Genomic DNA, 18,672 nt, shown 5'->3' with positions numbered 1-18,672 from the left:
TCGTCAGCCCGCGGACGGCTGCAGGTCAAGATGCATAGTGGTGGAGTAGACCTGCTTGGACGGCGGGCCGGCCAGGATCTCGTGCAGCTCGCTCTTGCCTTCCGGCGTGTTCCGCCAGGCGGCGTAGTCGTCGTGGTCCTGCGTGGTGGCCCAGGTTTCCACCACCAGGATGTGGCACGGGTCCGCGTCGTCAACGAGAGCCTCGATCCCCTGGTTGCCGGGCCACGCCCGGGTGGCGGCCAGGGTTTCGGAGAGGTACTTGGCGGCGTCCTCCCGGCGGGCGGGATCGATTTGGACTTCAAAGTGGACGATGGCAGTCATGGGTCTCCTTGGGGTATCGGTCAAAAGGTACAGTGTGATGGCTTTGGGAAACGCGCCCTATTCCCGCCCTTCGGACACCCACGTGGGGTCCGCGGAACGGGAGCCGACGACGGCGTCAGACGCTGCGTCCAGCGCCTCCAGGTGCGCCGGGGTGAGCTCCAGGGCAAGTGCGCCGAGGTTTTCGTCGATCCGGGCGGCCTTGCGGGTGCCGGGGATGGGAACGACCGGCAGGCCGAGCCGCTTGCCCTGGGCCAACAGCCAAGCCAGGGCTACTTGCGCCGGCGTGGCGTTGAGCTGGTCGGCCACGGACCGGACGGCGTCCACCACGGCCTGGTTGGCGCCTGCGGCGTCCGGAGCGAAACGGGGGATGTTCCGCCGGAAGTCCTTGGCGCCCAGGCTTGACGTGTCCACGGTTCCGGTGAGGAAGCCGCGGCCCAGCGGGGAGTACGGGACGAAGCCGACGCCCAGGCCGGCGGCGGCCGGAACCACGTTGCGTTCCACGTCCCGGCTCCAGATGGACCATTCGCTTTGGACCGCCGCGATCGGGTGGACCGCCGACGCGTCCTGCAGTTCCTGTGCCGTCACTTCGGAGAGGCCCAGGTGCTTGACCTTTCCCTGGTTGACCAGCTCGGCCATGGCGCCAACGGTTTCCTCGATGGGGACGCGGACATCGCGGCGGTGCATGTAATAGAGGTCGATGACGTCGGTTCCCAGCCGCTGCAGGCTCCGGTCCACGGCCTCGCGCACATACCGGGCGTCGCCGCGGATATCCGTGTAGCCGTCAGTGGGGGTTCCCACCAGCGCAAACTTGGTGGCCAGCTGCACTTCGTGCCGGCGGTCCTTGAGCAGCTGTGAAATGAGCTCCTCGTTGCTGCCGCCGCCGTAGATGTCAGCGGTGTCGATGAAGCTGACCCCGGCGTCGACGGCGTGGTGCAGGGTCTGCAGTGCCTCAGCAGGGTCCACCTCGCCGTAGACCGGCGTGAGGGCCATGCCGCCGAAGCCCAGGCGGCTGACGGTCAGTCCGTCGCCGAGCTGGACAGTTCCCGCGGCTTCAGGGGTGCCGTGTTCAGTGGGTGCGTTTGCCATGGTTCTCCTGTTCGTTTCCTGCTTTTGAAAATTACAGCCAAGGGAGGACACGGTCAGCCGCCGGGCGGGTGGCCTGGATCAGCCGGGCATTGGCTTCATCGGGCCCGGTGGCCCAGGCAACCGCTGCGTGACGTTCCATGCCGAACGAGATGTGCCGGTCCACCAGCCGCTGCAGCCGGAGCGGGGGCGGCGTTTCGAGGAACCACACTTCGTCCAGCTGCGCCCGCACCTCCTTCCACGGCTCCTGGTCCGCCAGCAGGTAGTTGCCCTCCGTGATCACCAGCGGGACTTCGGCCGGGACGGCGATGGAGGCGGCCACCGGCTCGTCCAGGGTGCGGCGGAACTCTGGTGCGTACACCACTGCCTCGTCCCGCTGCGCCAGGCGGCGCAGCAGCGAAAGGTAGCCGCCGGCGTCGAATGTATCAATGGCTCCCTTGCGCTGCCGGAGCGGGGTCCCTTCGATGATCGCGTTGCCCAGGTGAAAGCCGTCCATCGGCACCACTACCGAGGTTCCGGGGCTGAACTGTTCCTGCAGCCAGGCGGCAAAGGTGGACTTGCCGGACCCCGGCGCCCCGGCTATGCCCAGGATGGTGCGCGTTCCGGGCAGCAGCCGGCGCCGCAGCGTATCCACGGCCATGGCGATCTCGGGGGAGTGCATGGCAAAAGCCTAGTCACCGCTGCGCACCCGCGGCGCATCTTTTTGGGCTGGCAACACTTTCAGACCAGCGGCGCAGCCCACGATCCCCGCAATGAACAGCAGCTTCACCACGCTGAAGGGCTCCACGCCGGTGGCCATCGCCCAGCCCACCGTCAGCGCGGCGCCGATGCCCACCCAGATGGCGTAGGCGGTGCCCAGCGGGATGTTCCGGATGGCCATGCCGAGGCCCAGCATGCTGAGCGTTGCGGTGACGGCGAAGACGATGGTGGGCACGGGCCGGGTGAACCCGTCGGACAGGCCGAGCGCGGTGGCCCAGACCGCCTCCAGGACGGCGGAGGCCAGCAGCACCAGCCACGGAAGGCTGCGTTTCAACATCACGCCACCACCTTGAGGCCGACCACGCACGCGGCGATTCCGGAGAGCAGCAGCAGGCGCGCCGCCGTCGGCCGTTCAACCTTGCTGGCCATCGCGTAGGCGGATGTCAGGACCACGCCCACGCCCACCCACACGGCGTAGGCCGTTCCTGTGGGGATGGATTGCATGGCCACGGCAAGCCCGCCGGTGCTGGCGGCCACGGCCACCAGGAACAGGGCGGTGGGGGCAACCCGCCGGGTTCCGGAAACCTGGGAAGCGCGGTGCAGGGCGGCGGCCCAGACGGCCTCCAGCGCCCCGGAAATGATGAGGATTATCCACGACATGACAGTTCCTTTGGCCAGTCTTGTCGCGTGCCGGGTACTGAACCGTCGTCCGGAGGCTCCGGTGCGGAGCCTTGAATTCCAAGGTAGCAAGGCACGACGGCGGGTTCCACCGTTGGTGCCCAATCCCACCAGCTGCGCCGGGAGTCAGGCCGTGGGGCCGTTCGGGTCGATGGACACCACGGCCAGGAAGCCGCGGCCCAGGATTTCCGGGGAATCGCTGTCCGACCCCACGACGGTGTCGTATCGACCAAGCTCCAGTGGTTCCCCAGCGCTTTCGCTGACCTTCGCCTGTCCCTGCAGCAGAACCCCCAACTGCCCCTCGAACACGGGGTGGGCGCGCTTTTTGGACAGCTCAATGATGGAGGTAAAGCCCTTGAACGCCCCGGTCCGGGTGATGACGTTGAGGTCGCGGATGTCACCCGTGGGCAGCTTGGCCCCGGTGGCGGCGCCGCCGTCGAACCGGAACGGACGGTACTTCTCCAGGGGCTGCTCCGCGCCGTCCACGGTGAGGAGCAGCAGTTCGCCCTCGATGACCGTCAGGACGCGCTCCATGCCCGGAAAAGGCGAAAAGTCGCCTGCCTTGGCCACGTCCGCGATACTCAACCGCCAGTCCCACCCGCCGTCGGGTGAAGCCTGGCGGGCAATTTCCCTGGTCACCCCGCCGCCGTTGCGCCATGGTTCGGCCTTGAGGTCAGCGAAGCGGATGATCTGCATCAGCCCAGCCTAGTTCCCCGCCAGGGCCGCTCATCGCAGTTGTGTCCGGTCCCTGCTAATCTCCTCCGGGGGGTCAACACGAAAACAGCCTGAAGGAGCCCGGGAATGTTCGTCAAAGTGTGTGGTCTCAGCACGCCCGAATCTGTCCGCGAAGCAGTGGACGCCGGCGCAGATGCCGTGGGGTTTGTCCTCACCGCCAGCCCCCGCGTTGTCTCGCCGTCGCAGGCAGCCTCCCTGCTGGCCGGGGTTCCGGAGAGCGTCACCCCGATCGGAGTCTTCCGCGACGAGCCCACCGCCGATGCCATTGCCATCGCCCGGGCCGCGGGGCTGGAATGGATCCAGTTGCATGGCGGCCGGTCACGCGCAGACGTGGCAACAGTGCACGACGCCGGCATGAAGCTGGTCAGGGCCATCACCATGGGTGCCGGCGAGGACGAGTTCGAAGACTGGGGTGAGGACCTGCTCCTGATCGATGCCGCCGTGCCGGGCTCCGGTGAGTCCTGGGACTACGCCTCCGTGGCGGCCCTGCCCGTGCTTCAGGGACGGAACTGGCTGCTCGCGGGCGGCCTTGAGGCGGCGAACGTGGGCCAGGCAGCAGCCGCCGCGCACGCCTGGGGCGTGGACGTTTCCTCCGGCGTTGAAGCGACCCGCGGCGTGAAGGACCTGGCCAAGGTCCGGGCGTTCGTCCAGGCTGCGAAAGCGGCTGCCACGGTTTAGCCGCCCGAGCCTCTGGTGGCCCGGGCGGGTCAGGGTCAGGGGAGGATCAGGGATGTCCCCGATCTTTTGGGCCGAAGGCCTTTTTGTCAGGGGGTCAAGGGCACAATGGGTGCATGAAGACACTTTTGAACATCATCTGGCTGGTTTTTGGCGGCTTCTGGCTGGCCCTGGGCTACTTCCTGGCGGGTGTGGTCTGCTGCCTGCTGATCGTCACCATCCCGTGGGGCATTGCCTCATTCCGGATCGCTGCCTACACGCTGTGGCCGTTTGGCCGGATGGTGGTAGACAAGCCTGGCGGCACAGGTGTCTTCCCGCTGCTGGGCAACGTGATCTGGCTGCTGGTGGCCGGGATCTGGATTGCCATTGGACATGTGGTGACCGCGTTCGCCATGGCTGTGACCATCGTTGGCATCCCGCTGGCCATCGCTAACCTCAAGCTCATTCCGGTGTCCCTGATGCCGCTGGGGAAGCAGATCGTGCCCAGCACCACGCCTTTTGCGAGCACCTATCCCCTCAGGACCTACCGCTAGGCAGGACGTACCGCGTCAGGTAGGAAGTACCGCCAGGCAGGACTCCCATCCCGCAGGACCGCCGCTTACTGCCGGGCGGTGGCTTCCCTTCAAAGGTGCCGTCCCGTCACAGCGGGCGGAACGCCCCGTCCCGCAGGATGGCTGCCGAGTCGCTGTCGTCCAGCTCAGCGGCGATGTCCACGTCCTCCGCGTAGCCGGCTCCGGACAGTTCCCGGCCGCTGGCGCACTGCTGGAGCGTTTCGCGCAGGCGCGGCTCGGCCGCTTCAAAGACAGCCATGGCCGCCACTGCCTCCGGAGCATAGCCGTGCCTGCCGTCCCCGGCCTCATAGCCGCCCTTGCCGGAGGCCACCAGCCCTGCGATGAAAGCTCCGGCTCCGATCTGGTCCTCCACGGCAGGGCGGAGGGTGCCGTCCGGCCAGCGTTCGCCCGCGGCGATCACCGCCACCACTGCATCGCCGGGAAGGTTGGCGGCCACCCAGTCTGCCGTGGCCGCGGCGTTCCGGAGGCATACTGCGGCCACCAGTGGCACCTCCGCCGCCAGGGCATGGCAGAGTTCAGAACCGTTGGGGGAGGGCAGGACCACCCGCTCCAGCGAGGCGGCCGCGCGGAGGCTGGCGGGGGACAGGCTCAGTCCGCCGCCGTTCCGGGGGCCTGCCAGCTGGGCCTGGTGGTGGGCGGCGAAGTCCTCTGCAGTGGTGTCCCGCCAGCGGTAGGGGAAGACGTCGGCGCCCCGGTCCAATGCCACGCTGACGCAGGTGCCGAAGGACAGGACGTCCACCACCACGGCTATGTCGGCCCCGGAGACCACCGTCCTGGCCCCATCCAGACCCCAGTCCAGCCGGACCGTGAAGGGCAGCTGCCGGTGCGCCGCGTTGGCGGAGTACGTGTGCCGTTCGCTGCTGCCGGGCGCGTTCACTTCAATTCGCCGTTCAGGTTGCGGTGCGCGGCGTCCTGCCACAGTTCTTTGGCCCGCTGGTGGCGGAAGAGCGGGTCCAGTTCCAGCAGGTGGCGGACGACGGCGGCCCTGCCGGCTGCGAAGTCGGCGTCGCCGATGTGCGCGTAGTCTTTCCGCACGGCAGCAACATAGCGGGCGTACTCCTCCGGTTCGCCGCCGAGAATTGAGAGGTCGGCGTCGCAAAGGAGGGCGCCGTCGTCGTCACCCGGTTCCGGCCGGTGGTCCGAGGTCAGCCGGACCAGGCGTGCCACTTCAGCCACCTCTGCCTCCGGAAGGCAGGCGTCGGCAAGCCGTTCCTCTGCCAGCCGTGCCGACTCCTCCTCATCCATGCCCGCTGCGCCGCGGTACACGGCGTCGTGGAACCAGGCAGCCAGCAGCACGGTCCGCGGTGCTTCAGCCGGTTCGGTGAGCAGGTCCAGCGCCTCCAGCACGGACAGCAGGTGGGTGCAGCCGTGGTAGTGGCGGTGCGGTTCGCTCCACCGGTCCAGCAGGTCCAGGAACAGGGCGTCGTGGCCCGGCATGATGGCTTCCCAGCGGTTCAGGAGGGGGACCTTCAATGACTTGTTCCGCCGGCGTGCCGGGATCCGCAGTCCGCTGGCAATGAGCCTGCGGACCAGCACCCGGCCCTCTACCGACACCGCGCCAGCCGCCACCAGGTCATCAAAGCGGCGTTCCGGCACGTCGTAGTGGTCGCCGTCGAACGCCCGCTCCGGAATCCCCGCGGCGGCAGCGAAGGCGTGCAGCTCGTCCAGGGACGCGTCCGAGACCAGGTGCGAAAAGTGTGTTCCGTGTGCAGGCCACAGCGGCGGGTCGATGTAGATGGCCATGGAAGGAGTCTAGTGCTGCCCTTCCGGCGGACGCCGTTCAGCCGCGTGGCACGTTCATGACCGCTGCTGCGTCTTAAAACGTGCCCTCACCCCTCATGTGCGGACTAGAATCGCCGAATGGCACTTATCCGCGTTTCAGAGGCCGCCCGTTTCCTGGGGGTAAGCGACGATACCGTCCGCCGGTGGACGGAGCAGGGAACCCTCACCGCGCTCCGGGACCCCTCCGGCCGCCTGGCGGTGGACGGGCTGGAACTGGCAACGCACGCGCAGAAGCTCGCCCAGCTCCCCGATGACCCGAAGAGCGGCAGCAGTTCGGCGCGGAACCGGTTCGTGGGCCTGGTTACCAATGTCATCACGGACAAGGTCATGGCGCAGGTGGAACTGCAATGCGGGCCCTTCCGGGTGGTCTCGCTGATGAGCAGCGAAGCCGTGCGTGAGCTGGGGCTGGAGCCTGGTGCCGTGGCCACCGCCGTGGTCAAGGCAACGACCGTCATCATCGAGTCGCCGAAGGGCCGGGCCACCGCATGAGTCGGCGACCCGTCCGGTCCGCGGCTTCCACCCTCCGGGCCGCCGTCCCCGCACTGGCTGTGCTGCTGCCGGTCGTCCTGTCCGGCTGCGCCCCGGCGGGCAGCCCGGACGCGGGAACACGTTCCGGCACCGCCACCGGTTCCGGCACTAAACCGGCAGGCGCCATCACGATTTTCGCGGCCGCCTCACTCAAACAGACCTTCACCGAACTGGCGCACACTTTCGAAGCGGAACATCCGGGCACCACGGTCACCTTGAGCTTCGCCGGGTCCTCGGACCTTGCCAGCCAGATCAACCAGGGCGCGCCCGTTGACGTCTTCGCCTCCGCGGACACGGCCAACATGCAAAAGGTGCAGGGCGCCGGCCTCACCGACGGCACGCCGGAGGACTTCGCCACCAACACCCTGGCCATCGCCGTGCCGCCGGGCAACCCGGCGAAAGTCGCATCCCTGCAGGACCTGGCCCGGCCGGGCATCAAGCTGGTGACCTGCGCCCGCCAGGTCCCGTGCGGTGCTGCCACAGCCAAAGTGGCGGAAGCGGCGCGGGTCGCGCTGAGCCCGGTTAGCGAGGAAAACGCTGTCACTGACGTCCTGGGCAAGGTCACCTCCGGGGAGGCGGATGCGGGGCTGGTCTACGGCACGGACATCAAGGCTGCCGGGACCAAAGTGGCGGGCGTCCAGTTCCCGGAGGCGGGGAGTGCAGTCAACACCTACCCGATTGCGGGCGTCGCCAACGGCCGGAACAGGGCCACCGCCCAGGCGTTCGTGGACCTGGTCACCGGTCCCGAGGGCCAGAAGGTCCTCGCCGCGGCGGGGTTCGGTCCGGGCGGCTCGGGCCCGGGCAATTCCGACCCGGGCAGTTCCTGCCCGGCCAATCCCAGCCCGGGCAGCAAGTGATACAGCCGCCAGGGAGGCCGCCCCGGGCGCGGCCGCGCACCCAGGCCGCCGCCTACTCCGGCATCCCCGCGTGGGTCCGTGCGCTCGCAGTCCTGGCGGCCGTCGTCGTCGTGCTTCCCCTGCTGGCGATGGTGCTGCGCATTGACTGGGCGCAGTTCATCCCGCTGGTGACGTCGGAGCCGTCCCTGACGGCGCTGGGGCTGAGCCTGCGGACCTCGGCGGCGAGCACCCTCCTGTGCATCCTGCTGGGGGTCCCCCTGGCCCTGGTCCTCGCCAGGGACTCCTTCCGGCTGCAGGGGCTGCTGCGCTCCCTGGTGCTCCTGCCCCTGGTGCTTCCCCCGGTGGTGGGCGGGATCGCCCTGCTCTACACGTTCGGCCGCCAAGGGCTGCTGGGGCATACCCTGGAGGTGCTCGGGCTGCGCATCGCCTTCTCCACGACGGCGGTGGTCCTGGCACAGACCTTCGTGGCGCTCCCTTTCCTGGTAGTCAGCCTGGAAGGGGCGCTTCGCACCTCCGGCTCCCGCTACGAGGCCGTGGCCGCAACGCTGGGCGCGCGCCCGGGCACCGTCTTCCGGCGCGTCACGCTCCCGCTGGTCCTGCCAGGACTGGCCTCCGGCGCGGTCCTGTCCTTCGCCCGCAGCCTGGGCGAGTTCGGCGCCACGCTGACCTTCGCGGGCAGCCTCCAGGGGGTCACCCGGACCCTGCCGCTGGAGATCTACCTGCAGCGGGAAACGGACCCGGACGCCGCCGTCGCGCTGTCCCTGGTGCTGGTGGCCGTCGCCGTCGCGGTGGTGGCGCTCGCGTACCGGCAGCCGGCAGCGGCACGTGCCGGAGCAGGACAACGGACGACGGCGGCCGCACCGGCCGGAGGGGGCGTCCGGTGACGCTGTCCTTCCACGCAGCCGTGGCCGGGCGGGGTTTCGACGTGGACCTTGCCGTCCGGCCGGGCGAAACGGTGGCCGTCATGGGCCCCAACGGCGCCGGCAAATCGACCCTGCTGGCCAGCATCGCGGGCCTGCTGCGGCCGGACAGCGGCCGGGCCGAACTCAACGGCAGGACGCTCTTTGACCTCGACGGCGGAAAGCCCGTCTGGCTGCCTCCCCATCACCGCGGCACCGCCCTGCTCGCCCAGGAACCCCTGCTCTTTCCCCACCTGAGCGCGGTGGACAACGTCTCGTTCGGGCCGCGCAGCGCCGGCGTCCCCCAGCGGGATGCGAAGGCGCGTGCCCTGCGCTGGCTGGCGGATGTGGAAGCGGAGCATCTCGCCGGGCGCCGTCCCGCCGAACTCTCCGGCGGCCAGGCCCAGCGTGTTGCCGTGGCCCGCGCGCTCGCCGCCGACCCCGCACTCCTGCTGCTGGATGAACCGCTGGCCGCCCTGGATATCCATTCCGCACCGCTGCTGCGTCGCCTCTTCAAACGGGTCCTTGCGGGGCGGCAAGCCATCATCGTCACGCACGATGTCCTGGATGCGCTGGTGCTCGCGGACCGCGTGGTCATCCTGGAAGACGGGAAGGTTGCAGAGGAGGGGCCCACGCGTGCCGTGCTGGAACGACCGCGCAGCTCCTTTGCTGCCGGACTTGCCGGACTGAACTTCATCCCCGGCGCCCTCGACGGCGCTGGCGTGCGCACCAGCCAGGGCCTGCGGATCGCGGGGCGCGACGAAGAACTGGACGACTCCGGGGAACCCGGCCGGCTGCCCGGGCCGGGCGGTCCGGGCGTGGCCGTGTTCCCGCCGTCGGCCGTGTCCGTGTTCCTCGACGACGCCCACGGAAGCCCGCGGAACTCTTTTGCCGTGACCATCACCGACCTCGAGCCCCATGGAGACCAGATCCGCGTCCGCGCCGGCAGCCTGGCCGCCGACATCACGCCGGCTGCCTCTGCGGACCTGGGCCTTGCTCCCGGGATGACGGTGCACTTCGTAGTCAAGGCCGCCGCCGTGTCGGTGTACGGCACATAGCGCCAGGACCGGCCGGTGCGGACCGGCCGGTGGGCCGGAAGGACTTCCGGCTCTGGACAGCCGTTTCGCCGTGGGCAAACATGGCAGGGGAACCTCGCCGTGCAAAGTTGAGCGTAGTACACTCAACTTAGTCAACAAGCCCCCGAAAGGAGCTCTCTTTGGACGTCAAATTCACCACCAAGAGCCAGGAGGCTCTTTCCGCGGCGGCAATGAACGCCTCGACGGCCGGCAACCCGCAGGTTGAGCCGGCCCACCTCCTCAAAGCGCTGATGGACCAGCGTGAGGGCGTCGCCGTTGCGCTCCTCCGCGCCACCGGCACGGACCCGGACGCCGTCAGCGTCCAGGCCAGCAGCGCCATCAAGGCCCTGCCCGCCACCTCCGGCGGCTCCAGCCAGCAGGCGCAGCTGTCCCGCCCGGCCCTGCAGGCTATCCAGCACGCCAAGGAGGAAGCGGACCGGCTGGGCGATTCCTTCGTTTCCACCGAGGTGCTCCTGGTGGGCCTCTCCGCCGGCAATGATGCTGCTGCACGCCTGCTGCGTGAAGCCGGTGCCTCACGGGAGGCGCTGCTCGCGGCCCTCCCCGGCGTTCGCGGCGACCGCAAGGTGGACAGCCCCGACCCCGAAAACACCTTCCAGGCCCTGGAGAAGTACGGCACGGACCTTACTGCCATGGCCCGCGCCGGCAAACTGGACCCTGTGATCGGGCGCGACTCCGAGATCCGCCGCGTGGTGCAGGTGCTGTCCCGGCGCACCAAGAACAATCCGGTGCTGATCGGCGAACCGGGCGTGGGCAAGACCGCCGTCGTCGAGGGCCTGGCCCAGCGGATGGTGGCCGGCGACGTCCCCGAAAGCCTGCGCGGCAAGACGCTCATCTCCCTGGACCTTGGGTCGATGGTGGCCGGCGCCAAGTACCGCGGCGAGTTCGAGGAGCGGCTGAAGGCGGTCCTTGAGGAGATCAAGGGCTCCGAGGGGCAGGTGGTCACGTTTATCGACGAGATCCACACCGTGGTGGGTGCCGGGGCCACCGGTGATTCCTCCATGGACGCCGGCAACATGCTCAAGCCCATGCTGGCCCGCGGTGAGCTCCGCCTGATCGGTGCCACCACCCTGGATGAGTACCGCGAAAACATCGAGAAGGACGCGGCCCTGGAACGCCGCTTCCAGCAGGTGTACGTGGGCGAGCCCAGCGTGGAGGACACCATCGGCATCCTTCGCGGCCTGAAGGAACGGTACGAAGCACACCACAAGGTATCCATCGCCGACTCCGCCCTGGTGGCCGCCGCCACCCTGTCCAACCGCTACATCTCGGGCCGTCAACTGCCGGACAAGGCCATCGACCTCGTGGACGAGGCCGCGTCACGCCTCCGCATGGAAATCGACTCCGCTCCGGAGGAGATCGACCAGCTGCGGCGCCAGGTGGACCGCCTCACCATGGAGGAACTGGCACTGTCCGGAGAATCGGATCCCGCATCCGTGGAGCGGCTCGCGGCACTTCGCGCCGACAAGGCGGACAAGGAAGAGGAGCTCTCGGCCCTGAACGCCCGCTGGGAAGCGGAGAAGGCCGGCCTTAACCGGGTGGGTGACCTGAAGGCCAAGCTGGACGAACTGCGCTCCGCCGCTGACAAGGCCCAGCGCGAGGGCGACCTGGAGGCTGCGTCCCGGATCCTCTACGGGGAAATCCCGGCCCTTGAGCGCGAGGTGAACGCCGCTGCCGAAGCCGAGGCCGCCGTGACGGACAAGTCCGCGCAGATGGTGGCGGAGGAAGTCACCGCGGAGGATATCGCCGAGGTCATCTCCGCCTGGACTGGTATCCCGGCCGGCCGCATGCTGCAGGGTGAAAGCCAGAAGCTCCTCCACATGGAAGAGGAGCTGGGCCGGCGCCTGATCGGCCAGTCCAAGGCCGTGACCGCAGTGTCCGACGCCGTCCGACGCGCGCGGGCCGGCATCAGCGACCCCAACCGCCCCACCGGCTCCTTCTTGTTCCTGGGCCCCACGGGCGTCGGCAAGACCGAGCTGGCCAAGGCGCTGGCGGACTTCCTGTTCGACGACGAACGCGCCATGGTGCGTATCGACATGTCCGAGTACGGCGAGAAGCACAGCGTCGCCCGCCTGGTGGGGGCCCCTCCGGGATACGTGGGCTACGAGGAAGGCGGCCAGCTGACCGAGGCCGTCCGCCGCCGTCCGTACTCCGTGGTGCTGCTGGACGAGGTGGAGAAGGCGCACCCGGAGGTGTTCGACATCCTCCTGCAGGTGCTCGACGACGGCCGCCTCACCGACGGGCAGGGCCGCACCGTGGACTTCCGCAACGTGATCCTGGTGCTGACCTCCAACCTGGGCAGCCAGTTCCTGGTGGACCAGTCCCTGGACGCCACGGCCAAGCGCAACGCGGTCATGGCCACGGTGAACGCGTCCTTCAAGCCGGAATTCCTCAACCGGCTCGACGAAGTGGTGCTGTTCGACGCCCTCACGGTGGACGAGCTGGCCCACATCGTGGAGCTGCACGTGGAGGAGCTGGGGCGGCGGCTGCGCGAACGGCGCCTCACCCTGGAAGTCACCGACGGCGCCAAGGCATGGCTGGCATTGTCCGGCTACGACCCCGCCTACGGCGCCCGGCCGCTGCGGCGCCTGGTGCAGCGTGAGATCGGCGACCGGCTGGCCAAGGCCATCCTTGCCGGTGGGATCAGCGACGGCGACACCGTGGTGGTTGATACCGCCGCTGACCTGGGCGAACTCACCGAGGGCAACGTCGACGCGCTGACGGGTGCCCCGAGCTCCGGCCTCTCAGTGCGGCGGAAGGACTAGCCGGCCGATTGGATATGGGAGTGCTGCCCTGGCGGTTTAGCCGTCAGGGCAGCACGCTCGCGTTGATCACGTTGCCGCCGTCGGCAGTGACGTAGCAGTCCACCCTGCGGTCCCCGGACTCCCAGCTGGTGTTGCTGGGATAGCTGCGCTGGTAGTTCAGCTGGAACTGCTTGGCCGCCGGGCCGAGTTTTGCTGCCTGGCACACTTCCAGGGCCTTGGCCTTGAGCGGGTCTGCCCCCGGATACTTGGCGCTGTCCGGGTAGTGGAGGGTGGCCACCAGCTGTGCGGAATGGCCCGTGTCGCATGGCACCACCGTGGACGCCAAGGCCTGGGGATCGAAGTCCTTGAAGCAGTCACCTACCGCGTAGTCTGCCGGCGCAACGCCGTCCCGGGGCAGCGGCTGGGGAGTGGCCGGCGGGGTCACAGCGGTCTGCAGCACGCCCGGCGCTGCACTTTTCGCTGTGTCGGTGCCGGGAGCAGAGTTCAGCCACACGGCGAGCCACACCAGCGAGCCGGCAACGGCGAGGATGACGACGATGAGGAACGCTTTCCAGAACGCCGGCCTCCTGTTGGCCCGCTTTTCGGGCCCGGGATCCTGCCGCGGCTGGGACCAGGTCACAGACTCCGGAGCGGGTGCTGAACCGGCGTCCCCGCCCTGGACTGTTGGCAGGCTCCCGGTCCGGGGTGGCAAGGCTGGTTTCGGCGGGATGTCCTGGTGGTTCACGGGTGCGCATCCTCCTGGGTTTGGTACCGCGGCTCGCCAAAGGCCACACAAAATCGGCAGTTCTTAAGTGACTCTACCGAAGAAAAATCCCGGAATCCCGCGGGCGCAGGTGCGTGATGGTACCCCACGCGGGCGCCCGGGCCATGAGGCGGCAAGCAGGGCCCGCCGAAAGCATGTAATCTAGGTGTACGACAAATTGACCAAACATTCCGGGGCCTCACCGATCGCCAAGGTGACTACCTCCGGTCCAAGTACAAAAGGGGGTCACGCCATGGGGCGCGGCCGTCAAAAGGCAAAAGCTACCAAGCAGGCTCGGGACATTAAGTACTACTCCCCGAACACTGACTACTCGGCACTTCAGCGTGAGCTGACGGGTCCGGGCAGTCGTTCGACGAGCCGTTACTCGAATGAGCCGGTTGAACCGGACTATTCGGCTTATGTGGATAAGTACGCGGATGATTTGGATGACGATGACGACGAGGTAGACAACCGTCGCATCGGCTAGTTGTCGCCGGCAGCCACTGCCCCTTTAGGCAGTTTGCACGCCAGTCTCAATAATCTTCGCCTCGCTGCTTTTTCTGCAGCGCTATCGGTGCTGACCGCAGTCAAAAAGGTCCGTTGGGACCACACCTGTTTCCGGTGTGCCCCCAACGGACCTTTTGCCGTTCCCGGCTAACGTGCGCGGCGCCTGACGGGCATGAGGGTCATGGGAGGCCCATCGGCCGCCAGGAACGGAAGCATAAGGCTGGTGAGTATTGCGGGCTGCTCAAACGGCAGGCCGTGGGACGCCCCGGGAATCACCGCCAGCTGCCCATTGGGCAATGCCTCATACAAGGAGACGGTATGAGGCAGGGTCACAATGTCGTCGTCCCCCACTGCCACCAGTACTTGCTGCTGTATCCGCGAGACCTGGGACGTAGTGAGCGAAGGCTCGGTGCTGATCAGTTGCATCCCTTTCCGGGCCACCGCCTCAAAATGCCCGGGTCCGTCAGGAGAACGCTCGGCGTAGGCCCCGGCGAGCTCCTGTAACACTGGCGAGTCCGGGTCCATGTCCACTCGATGGATGCCGTCCACGTGGTAGTTGGTGCCGATGATGACCATTTTTGCCACCAGGTCCGGCCGCGCCAGTGCCACGAGGAGGGCGATGATGCCGCCGTCGCTCCAGCCGACGAGGTGGGCGGGGCCGGCGGCCACCCTCTCGAGGACGCTGACTGCCTCCCGCGCCATATCGCTGTAATGGAAGTCGGCATCGGTGTCGGCGGTGTATCCATGGCCGCGGCGGTCGAATGCGATGAGACGGTAGTGTTCCGCGAGTCCGGTGCCAATAGTGCCAAGAAGGGCATCACTGTTGCTGAGGCCGCCGTGCAGCAGGAGCAGTGGAGCGCCATTGCCGCCGCGGTCCTCCAACCAGGTCGGGTGTCCATCAATGTCTACGATGCCGGCCATGTGTTCTCCCGTTCCGGATTGACGTTCTGCCGATGATGCCGCTGATCCCTGAGCCCAGTCGTGTGGATGTTATTGTGCCTCTTGCCCCTTTGCCGCTCAAGGGGTCCGTGTAGCCTTGCCTGCATGGCATTAGTTGAGGGATACCGTCACGGCGAGCCCTGCTGGGCAGATCTGCAGACCCCCGATGTTGCGGCCGCCAAGGACTTCTACGGCAGGCTCTTTGGCTGGACTTTCCAGGACTTTCCCACCCCGGACGGCCGCAGCTACGCGCAGGCCTTTGTCCGTGGGCGGTTGGTGGCCACCATTGCACCGCAAAGCCCCCTGCAGCTGAAGGCCGGCACCTCCGCAAAGTGGAACGTCTACTTCGCCGCCGCAGACGCTGCGGACGTACTGGAGGAGGCGGCCCACGCAGGAGGGGCGGCCGAATTCGGGCCGGAGGCGGTAGGCGATACCGGTGTTCTGGGCTTCCTCGCTCCTCCCGGTGGCGGAACCACAGGAATCTGGCAGGCAGGAAGCCACTACGGCAGCCAACTTTTCAACGAGCCGGGCGCGCTGGCCTGGGCCGAACTCTTCACGCCCGAGCCCCAGGCCGCCGTCGGTTTCTTCCAGCAGCTTTTCGGGCATGAGGTCACCGAATACCCCCAGGACGACGGCGGCAGTTACAGCACGCTGCTCATCGACGGCAACGAGGTGGCCGGGGTCATTCCTGCCGATGAGGGCGGCGAAGCGGGCTGGCAGATCTACTACGGCACGGCAGACGTTGCCGTGGCGGCAGCAGCCGCCCAGGCAGCAGGGGGCCAGGTCCTCGTAGAGCCGGACGAGCGTCCCGCCGACGGATCACTGGCCACCATCAGGGACCCGCAGGGCGGCGTCCTCAACCTGATCCAAACCCCCGCTTAAACGCCGAGTGCTCCCCGCCGGTGGTGGGGAGCACTCAAAAAAGGCTTTAGGCGTAGGCGTTCACCAGGCGGACAGCGCCGCCGTCCACGCCCTTGGCGCCCTGGACGTAGTCAGGTCCGGACTTGAGGATGGAGTCTGAGTCCTCGGTGACCGTGCCCATGATCCAGGACGGCAGGCCCCGTTCGTTCAGGCGTGCGACGGCGGCATCCGCGGCTTCGGGGGACACGATGGCCACCATGCCCACGCCAAGGTTCAGCGTGCGTTCCAGGTCGGCCAGCGGAACGTTGCCCAGTTCGGACACCAGTTTGAAGATGGCGGGCAGTTCCCACGTGGCACGGTCAACCGTGGCCACCAGGCCCTGCGGCAGGACGCGGGCCAGGTTGGCAGCAAGGCCACCGCCGGTGACGTGGCTGAAACCGTGGACGGCCGCGCCGGCGCTGACCGGGAAGGCGCGGGCCAGGTCCAGGCAGTCGGCGGCGTAGACGCGCGTGGGTTCCAGGAGTTCCTCGCCCAGGGTGCGGCCCAGTTCGGAGACCTGGCGGTCCAGGGCCCAGCCGGCGTGGTTGATGACGCGGCGGACCAGGGAGTAGCCGTTGGAGTGGAGGCCGGAGGAGGCCATGCCGATCACGACGTCGCCGGCGCGGACGCGGTCCGGCCCCAGCAGTGCATCGGCTTCCACGACGCCGGTGGCTGCACCGGCGACGTCGTATTCGTGTTCACCCAGCAGGCCGGGGTGTTCGGCGGTCTCGCCGCCCACCAGGGCGGTGCCGGCCACGGAGCAGGCTGCCGCGATGCCACGGACGATGCCGGCGATGCGCTCGGGGACCACTTTGCCGCAGGCGATGTAATCGGTCATGTACAGGGGTTCGGCACCCACCACCACGATGTCGTCCACCACCATGCCCACCAGGTCGAACCCGATGGTGTCGTGGATGTCCATGGCCTGGGCGATGGCTACCTTGGTGCCGACGCCGTCCGTGGAGGTGGCCAGCAGCGGCTTCTTGTAGGTCAGCAGTTTGGAGACATCGTAGAGGCCGGCGAAGCCGCCCACCCCGCCGATCACCGAGGAGTTGTGGGTTGCCTTCACGGCATCCTTCATGAGCTCGACGGCGCGGTCCCCGGCTTCGACGTCCACGCCCGCGGACGCGTAGGTGATGCCGGCGTTGTCTGCGGCGGGGCTGGCGGAGGTCATACGGAGTCCTTCTTGTCGGCGCTGGTGGCGGCGTGTACGTCGGGCACGAGGTCGGCTTCGGTCAGCAGGTTCTCGAATTCGGAGTCGGGGCCGGGATCGCAGCCCGTGGCGCCGGCCTTTTCCGCCGGGTCCTCGGTGGCGTCGACGGCCAGGGCGGCCGTTTCGCCGGGAAGGGCCGCGGGGGAGGGCTTGAGGCCGCCCAGGTCGGTGCGCTCCAGGAGGTTCTTGCCCAGTTTGTCCGCGTCCGGAAGCTTGATGGGGTACTTGCCAGTGAAGCAGGCGGTGCAGAGGCGTTCGCGCGGCTGCCGGGTGGCGCCGATCATGCCGTCCTCGGAGATGTAGGCCAGCGAATCGGCGCCGATGGCCTGGGAGATCTCTTCGATGGTGGCGCCGTTGGCGATCAGCTCGGCGCGGGAGGCGAAGTCGATGCCGTAGAAGCAGGGCCACTGCACGGGCGGGGAGGAGATCTTGACGTGCACGGCGGCGGCGCCGGCCTCCCGGAGCATCCGGACGATGGCCCGCTGGGTGTTGCCGCGGACGATCGAGTCGTCCACCACCACGACGCGCTTGCCGCGGATCACGGACTCAAGGGCGTTCAGCTTGAGCCGGATGCCCAGCTGGCGGAGGGTCTGCGAGGGCTGGATGAAGGTACGGCCCACGTAGGAGTTCTTGACGAAGCCGTGCGCGAACGGAATTCCGGATTCCTCGGCGTAACCCACGGCTGCAGGGGTGCCCGACTCCGGGACGGGGATGACGATGTCCGCTTCGTGGGTGTTTTCGCGGGCCAGCTGGCGGCCCATTTCAACGCGGGACTCGTAGACGGAACGGCCGGCGATCGCGGCGTCCGGACGGGCGAGGTAGACGTACTCGAAAACGCAACCGGCCGGCGTCGGCTCTGCGAACTTCTTGGACCGCACGCCTTCTTCGTCAATGGCGATGAACTCGCCGGGCTCGATCTCGCGGATGAAGCTGGCACCCACGGTGGCCAGTGCGGACTGTTCGGAGGCGACAACCCAGCCGCGTTCCAGGCGGCCCAGGACCAGCGGGCGGATGCCGAAGGTGTCGCGGGCTGCGTAGAGCGTTCCTTCGTCCATGAAGACGAAGCAGAAGCCGCCCTTGATCTTGGGGAGAAGCTCGGTGGCGGTCTCTTCCAGGCTCTTGCCCGGCTCGCCTTCCAGCAGGGCGGTGACCAGCGCGGTGTCCGAGGTGTTGCCCTGCTTCATCTCGCCGGTGAGCTGCCCGCCGTTGCGCTCCGTGATCATGGCGTTGAGTTCGGCGGTGTTCGTCAGGTTGCCGTTGTGCGCCAGGGCAACCGTGCCGGTGGAGGTAGCGCCCAGGGTGGGCTGCGCGTTGGCCCAGTGGCTGGCGCCGGTGGTGGAGTAGCGGCAATGGCCCACGGCCAGATGCCCAGTCAGGGTGTTCAGCGTGGTCTCGTCGAAGACCTGGGATACGAGGCCCATGTCCTTGTAGACGTTGATCCGCTTACCGTCGCTGGTGGCTATACCAGCCGACTCCTGACCGCGGTGCTGCAGTGCATACAGCCCGTAATAGGTAAGTTTTGCTACTTCTTCACCGGGCGCCCAAACACCAAAGACGCCACAGGCATCCTGGGGTCCTTTTTCGCCGGGAAGAAGATCATGGGAAAGTTTGCCATCGCCGCGTGCCACTGATCGATTATCGCACGTTATGGAGTATGACTTTCCCCCGCTTCAGTTTGTGACC

21 protein-coding genes and 1 riboswitch are annotated in these 18,672 nt (G+C 68.0%); of the genes, 9 read left to right on the top strand and 12 right to left on the bottom strand.

The window, feature by feature from the left end:
- Positions 1–3: 3 nt before the first annotated feature.
- From VIK36_RS19560 to VIK36_RS19535, 6 genes are all read right to left on the bottom strand, one after another.
- Positions 4–321, bottom strand: coding sequence for an antibiotic biosynthesis monooxygenase family protein (locus VIK36_RS19560; protein WP_324643287.1), 318 nt, complete (start codon positions 319–321; stop codon positions 4–6).
- A 57-nt stretch (positions 322–378) separates the two neighbouring features.
- Entirely contained in the window at positions 379–1,407 is a 1,029-nt protein-coding gene (locus VIK36_RS19555) for an aldo/keto reductase (protein WP_324643286.1), read from the bottom strand.
- Between the two features lie 31 nt (positions 1,408–1,438).
- Complete coding sequence (locus VIK36_RS19550; RefSeq protein ID WP_324643285.1) at positions 1,439–2,065, bottom strand: nucleoside/nucleotide kinase family protein; 627 nt, start codon at positions 2,063–2,065, stop codon at positions 1,439–1,441.
- Between the two features lie 9 nt (positions 2,066–2,074).
- Positions 2,075–2,440, bottom strand: a complete 366-nt coding sequence (locus VIK36_RS19545) for a DMT family transporter (protein WP_255175670.1) — start codon at positions 2,438–2,440, stop codon at positions 2,075–2,077.
- Positions 2,440–2,763: a DMT family transporter gene (locus VIK36_RS19540; RefSeq protein WP_255173463.1), complete on the bottom strand. Its 324-nt coding sequence runs from the start codon at positions 2,761–2,763 to the stop codon at positions 2,440–2,442. Before VIK36_RS19540 ends, VIK36_RS19545 begins: the two co-directional genes overlap by 1 nt.
- Before the next feature lie 9 nt (positions 2,764–2,772).
- Positions 2,773–2,838: riboswitch (guanidine-III (ykkC-III) riboswitch) on the bottom strand.
- Between the two features lie 69 nt (positions 2,839–2,907).
- Positions 2,908–3,477 (bottom strand): HutD family protein, encoded by a 570-nt coding sequence (locus VIK36_RS19535; RefSeq protein ID WP_324643284.1) that lies wholly within the window; start codon positions 3,475–3,477, stop codon positions 2,908–2,910.
- 105 nt (positions 3,478–3,582) lie between these two features.
- Here VIK36_RS19535 and VIK36_RS19530 point away from each other — a divergent pair, with 105 nt between their 5' ends.
- Both VIK36_RS19530 and VIK36_RS19525 read left to right on the top strand, forming a co-directional pair.
- Positions 3,583–4,194: a phosphoribosylanthranilate isomerase gene (locus tag VIK36_RS19530; protein WP_324643283.1), complete on the top strand. Its 612-nt coding sequence runs from the start codon at positions 3,583–3,585 to the stop codon at positions 4,192–4,194.
- A 113-nt stretch (positions 4,195–4,307) separates the two neighbouring features.
- Positions 4,308–4,724, top strand: coding sequence for a YccF domain-containing protein (locus tag VIK36_RS19525; RefSeq protein ID WP_255173460.1), 417 nt, complete (start codon positions 4,308–4,310; stop codon positions 4,722–4,724).
- A gap of 106 nt (positions 4,725–4,830) precedes the next feature.
- Here VIK36_RS19525 and VIK36_RS19520 read toward each other — a convergent pair whose 3' ends face one another.
- A complete protein-coding gene (locus VIK36_RS19520) occupies positions 4,831–5,640 on the bottom strand; it encodes a 2-phosphosulfolactate phosphatase (RefSeq protein ID WP_324643282.1) in 810 nt (269 codons plus the stop codon).
- Entirely contained in the window at positions 5,637–6,506 is an 870-nt protein-coding gene (locus tag VIK36_RS19515) for a DUF4031 domain-containing protein (RefSeq protein ID WP_255173458.1), read from the bottom strand. Before VIK36_RS19515 ends, VIK36_RS19520 begins: the two co-directional genes overlap by 4 nt.
- A gap of 117 nt (positions 6,507–6,623) precedes the next feature.
- Between VIK36_RS19515 and VIK36_RS19510 the strand changes: the two genes are divergently transcribed.
- The 5 genes from VIK36_RS19510 to clpB all read left to right on the top strand — a co-directional run bounded on the left by VIK36_RS19510 (position 6,624) and on the right by clpB (position 12,688).
- Positions 6,624–7,034 (top strand): TOBE domain-containing protein, encoded by a 411-nt coding sequence (locus tag VIK36_RS19510; protein WP_255173457.1) that lies wholly within the window; start codon positions 6,624–6,626, stop codon positions 7,032–7,034.
- Positions 7,031–7,930 carry a molybdate ABC transporter substrate-binding protein gene (gene modA / locus VIK36_RS19505; RefSeq protein WP_324643281.1) on the top strand — a complete coding sequence of 300 codons (900 nt, stop codon included), beginning with the start codon at positions 7,031–7,033 and terminating at the stop codon, positions 7,928–7,930. Before VIK36_RS19510 ends, modA begins: the two co-directional genes overlap by 4 nt.
- Positions 7,927–8,814 (top strand): ABC transporter permease, encoded by an 888-nt coding sequence (locus VIK36_RS19500; RefSeq protein WP_255173455.1) that lies wholly within the window; start codon positions 7,927–7,929, stop codon positions 8,812–8,814. Before modA ends, VIK36_RS19500 begins: the two co-directional genes overlap by 4 nt.
- The gene (locus VIK36_RS19495; RefSeq protein WP_255173454.1) at positions 8,811–9,887 is read left to right on the top strand and encodes a sulfate/molybdate ABC transporter ATP-binding protein; all 1,077 of its coding nucleotides are present in this window, start codon (positions 8,811–8,813) and stop codon (positions 9,885–9,887) included. Before VIK36_RS19500 ends, VIK36_RS19495 begins: the two co-directional genes overlap by 4 nt.
- A gap of 158 nt (positions 9,888–10,045) precedes the next feature.
- On the top strand, positions 10,046–12,688 hold the full coding sequence (gene clpB / locus VIK36_RS19490; RefSeq protein ID WP_324643280.1) for an ATP-dependent chaperone ClpB: 2,643 nt from the start codon (positions 10,046–10,048) through the stop codon (positions 12,686–12,688).
- A 43-nt stretch (positions 12,689–12,731) separates the two neighbouring features.
- On the opposite strand, the gene VIK36_RS19485 is transcribed toward clpB, so the two are convergent.
- Positions 12,732–13,412 carry a septum formation family protein gene (locus VIK36_RS19485; protein WP_324643278.1) on the bottom strand — a complete coding sequence of 227 codons (681 nt, stop codon included), beginning with the start codon at positions 13,410–13,412 and terminating at the stop codon, positions 12,732–12,734.
- Between the two features lie 271 nt (positions 13,413–13,683).
- On the opposite strand from VIK36_RS19485, the gene VIK36_RS19480 reads away from it, so the two are divergent.
- A complete protein-coding gene (locus VIK36_RS19480; RefSeq protein ID WP_159635036.1) occupies positions 13,684–13,917 on the top strand; it encodes a DUF3073 domain-containing protein in 234 nt (77 codons plus the stop codon).
- A 167-nt stretch (positions 13,918–14,084) separates the two neighbouring features.
- On the opposite strand, the gene VIK36_RS19475 is transcribed toward VIK36_RS19480, so the two are convergent.
- Positions 14,085–14,858 (bottom strand): alpha/beta fold hydrolase, encoded by a 774-nt coding sequence (locus VIK36_RS19475; RefSeq protein ID WP_255173452.1) that lies wholly within the window; start codon positions 14,856–14,858, stop codon positions 14,085–14,087.
- A gap of 123 nt (positions 14,859–14,981) precedes the next feature.
- On the opposite strand from VIK36_RS19475, the gene VIK36_RS19470 reads away from it, so the two are divergent.
- Positions 14,982–15,758, top strand: coding sequence for a VOC family protein (locus VIK36_RS19470; protein ID WP_324643277.1), 777 nt, complete (start codon positions 14,982–14,984; stop codon positions 15,756–15,758).
- Between the two features lie 46 nt (positions 15,759–15,804).
- On the opposite strand, the gene purM is transcribed toward VIK36_RS19470, so the two are convergent.
- Positions 15,805–16,950 carry a phosphoribosylformylglycinamidine cyclo-ligase gene (purM, locus tag VIK36_RS19465; protein WP_255173450.1) on the bottom strand — a complete coding sequence of 382 codons (1,146 nt, stop codon included), beginning with the start codon at positions 16,948–16,950 and terminating at the stop codon, positions 15,805–15,807.
- Entirely contained in the window at positions 16,947–18,617 is a 1,671-nt protein-coding gene (gene purF, locus VIK36_RS19460) for an amidophosphoribosyltransferase (protein WP_255173449.1), read from the bottom strand. The genes purM and purF overlap by 4 nt, the downstream gene beginning before the upstream one ends.
- Between the last annotated feature and the right edge of the window lie 55 nt (positions 18,618–18,672).

The sequence above is a fragment of the Pseudarthrobacter sp. LT1 genome (assembly GCF_035621795.1).
Classification (GTDB): Bacteria; Actinomycetota; Actinomycetes; order Actinomycetales; family Micrococcaceae; genus Arthrobacter.
This window is presented reverse-complemented; position numbering and strand designations above follow the sequence as displayed.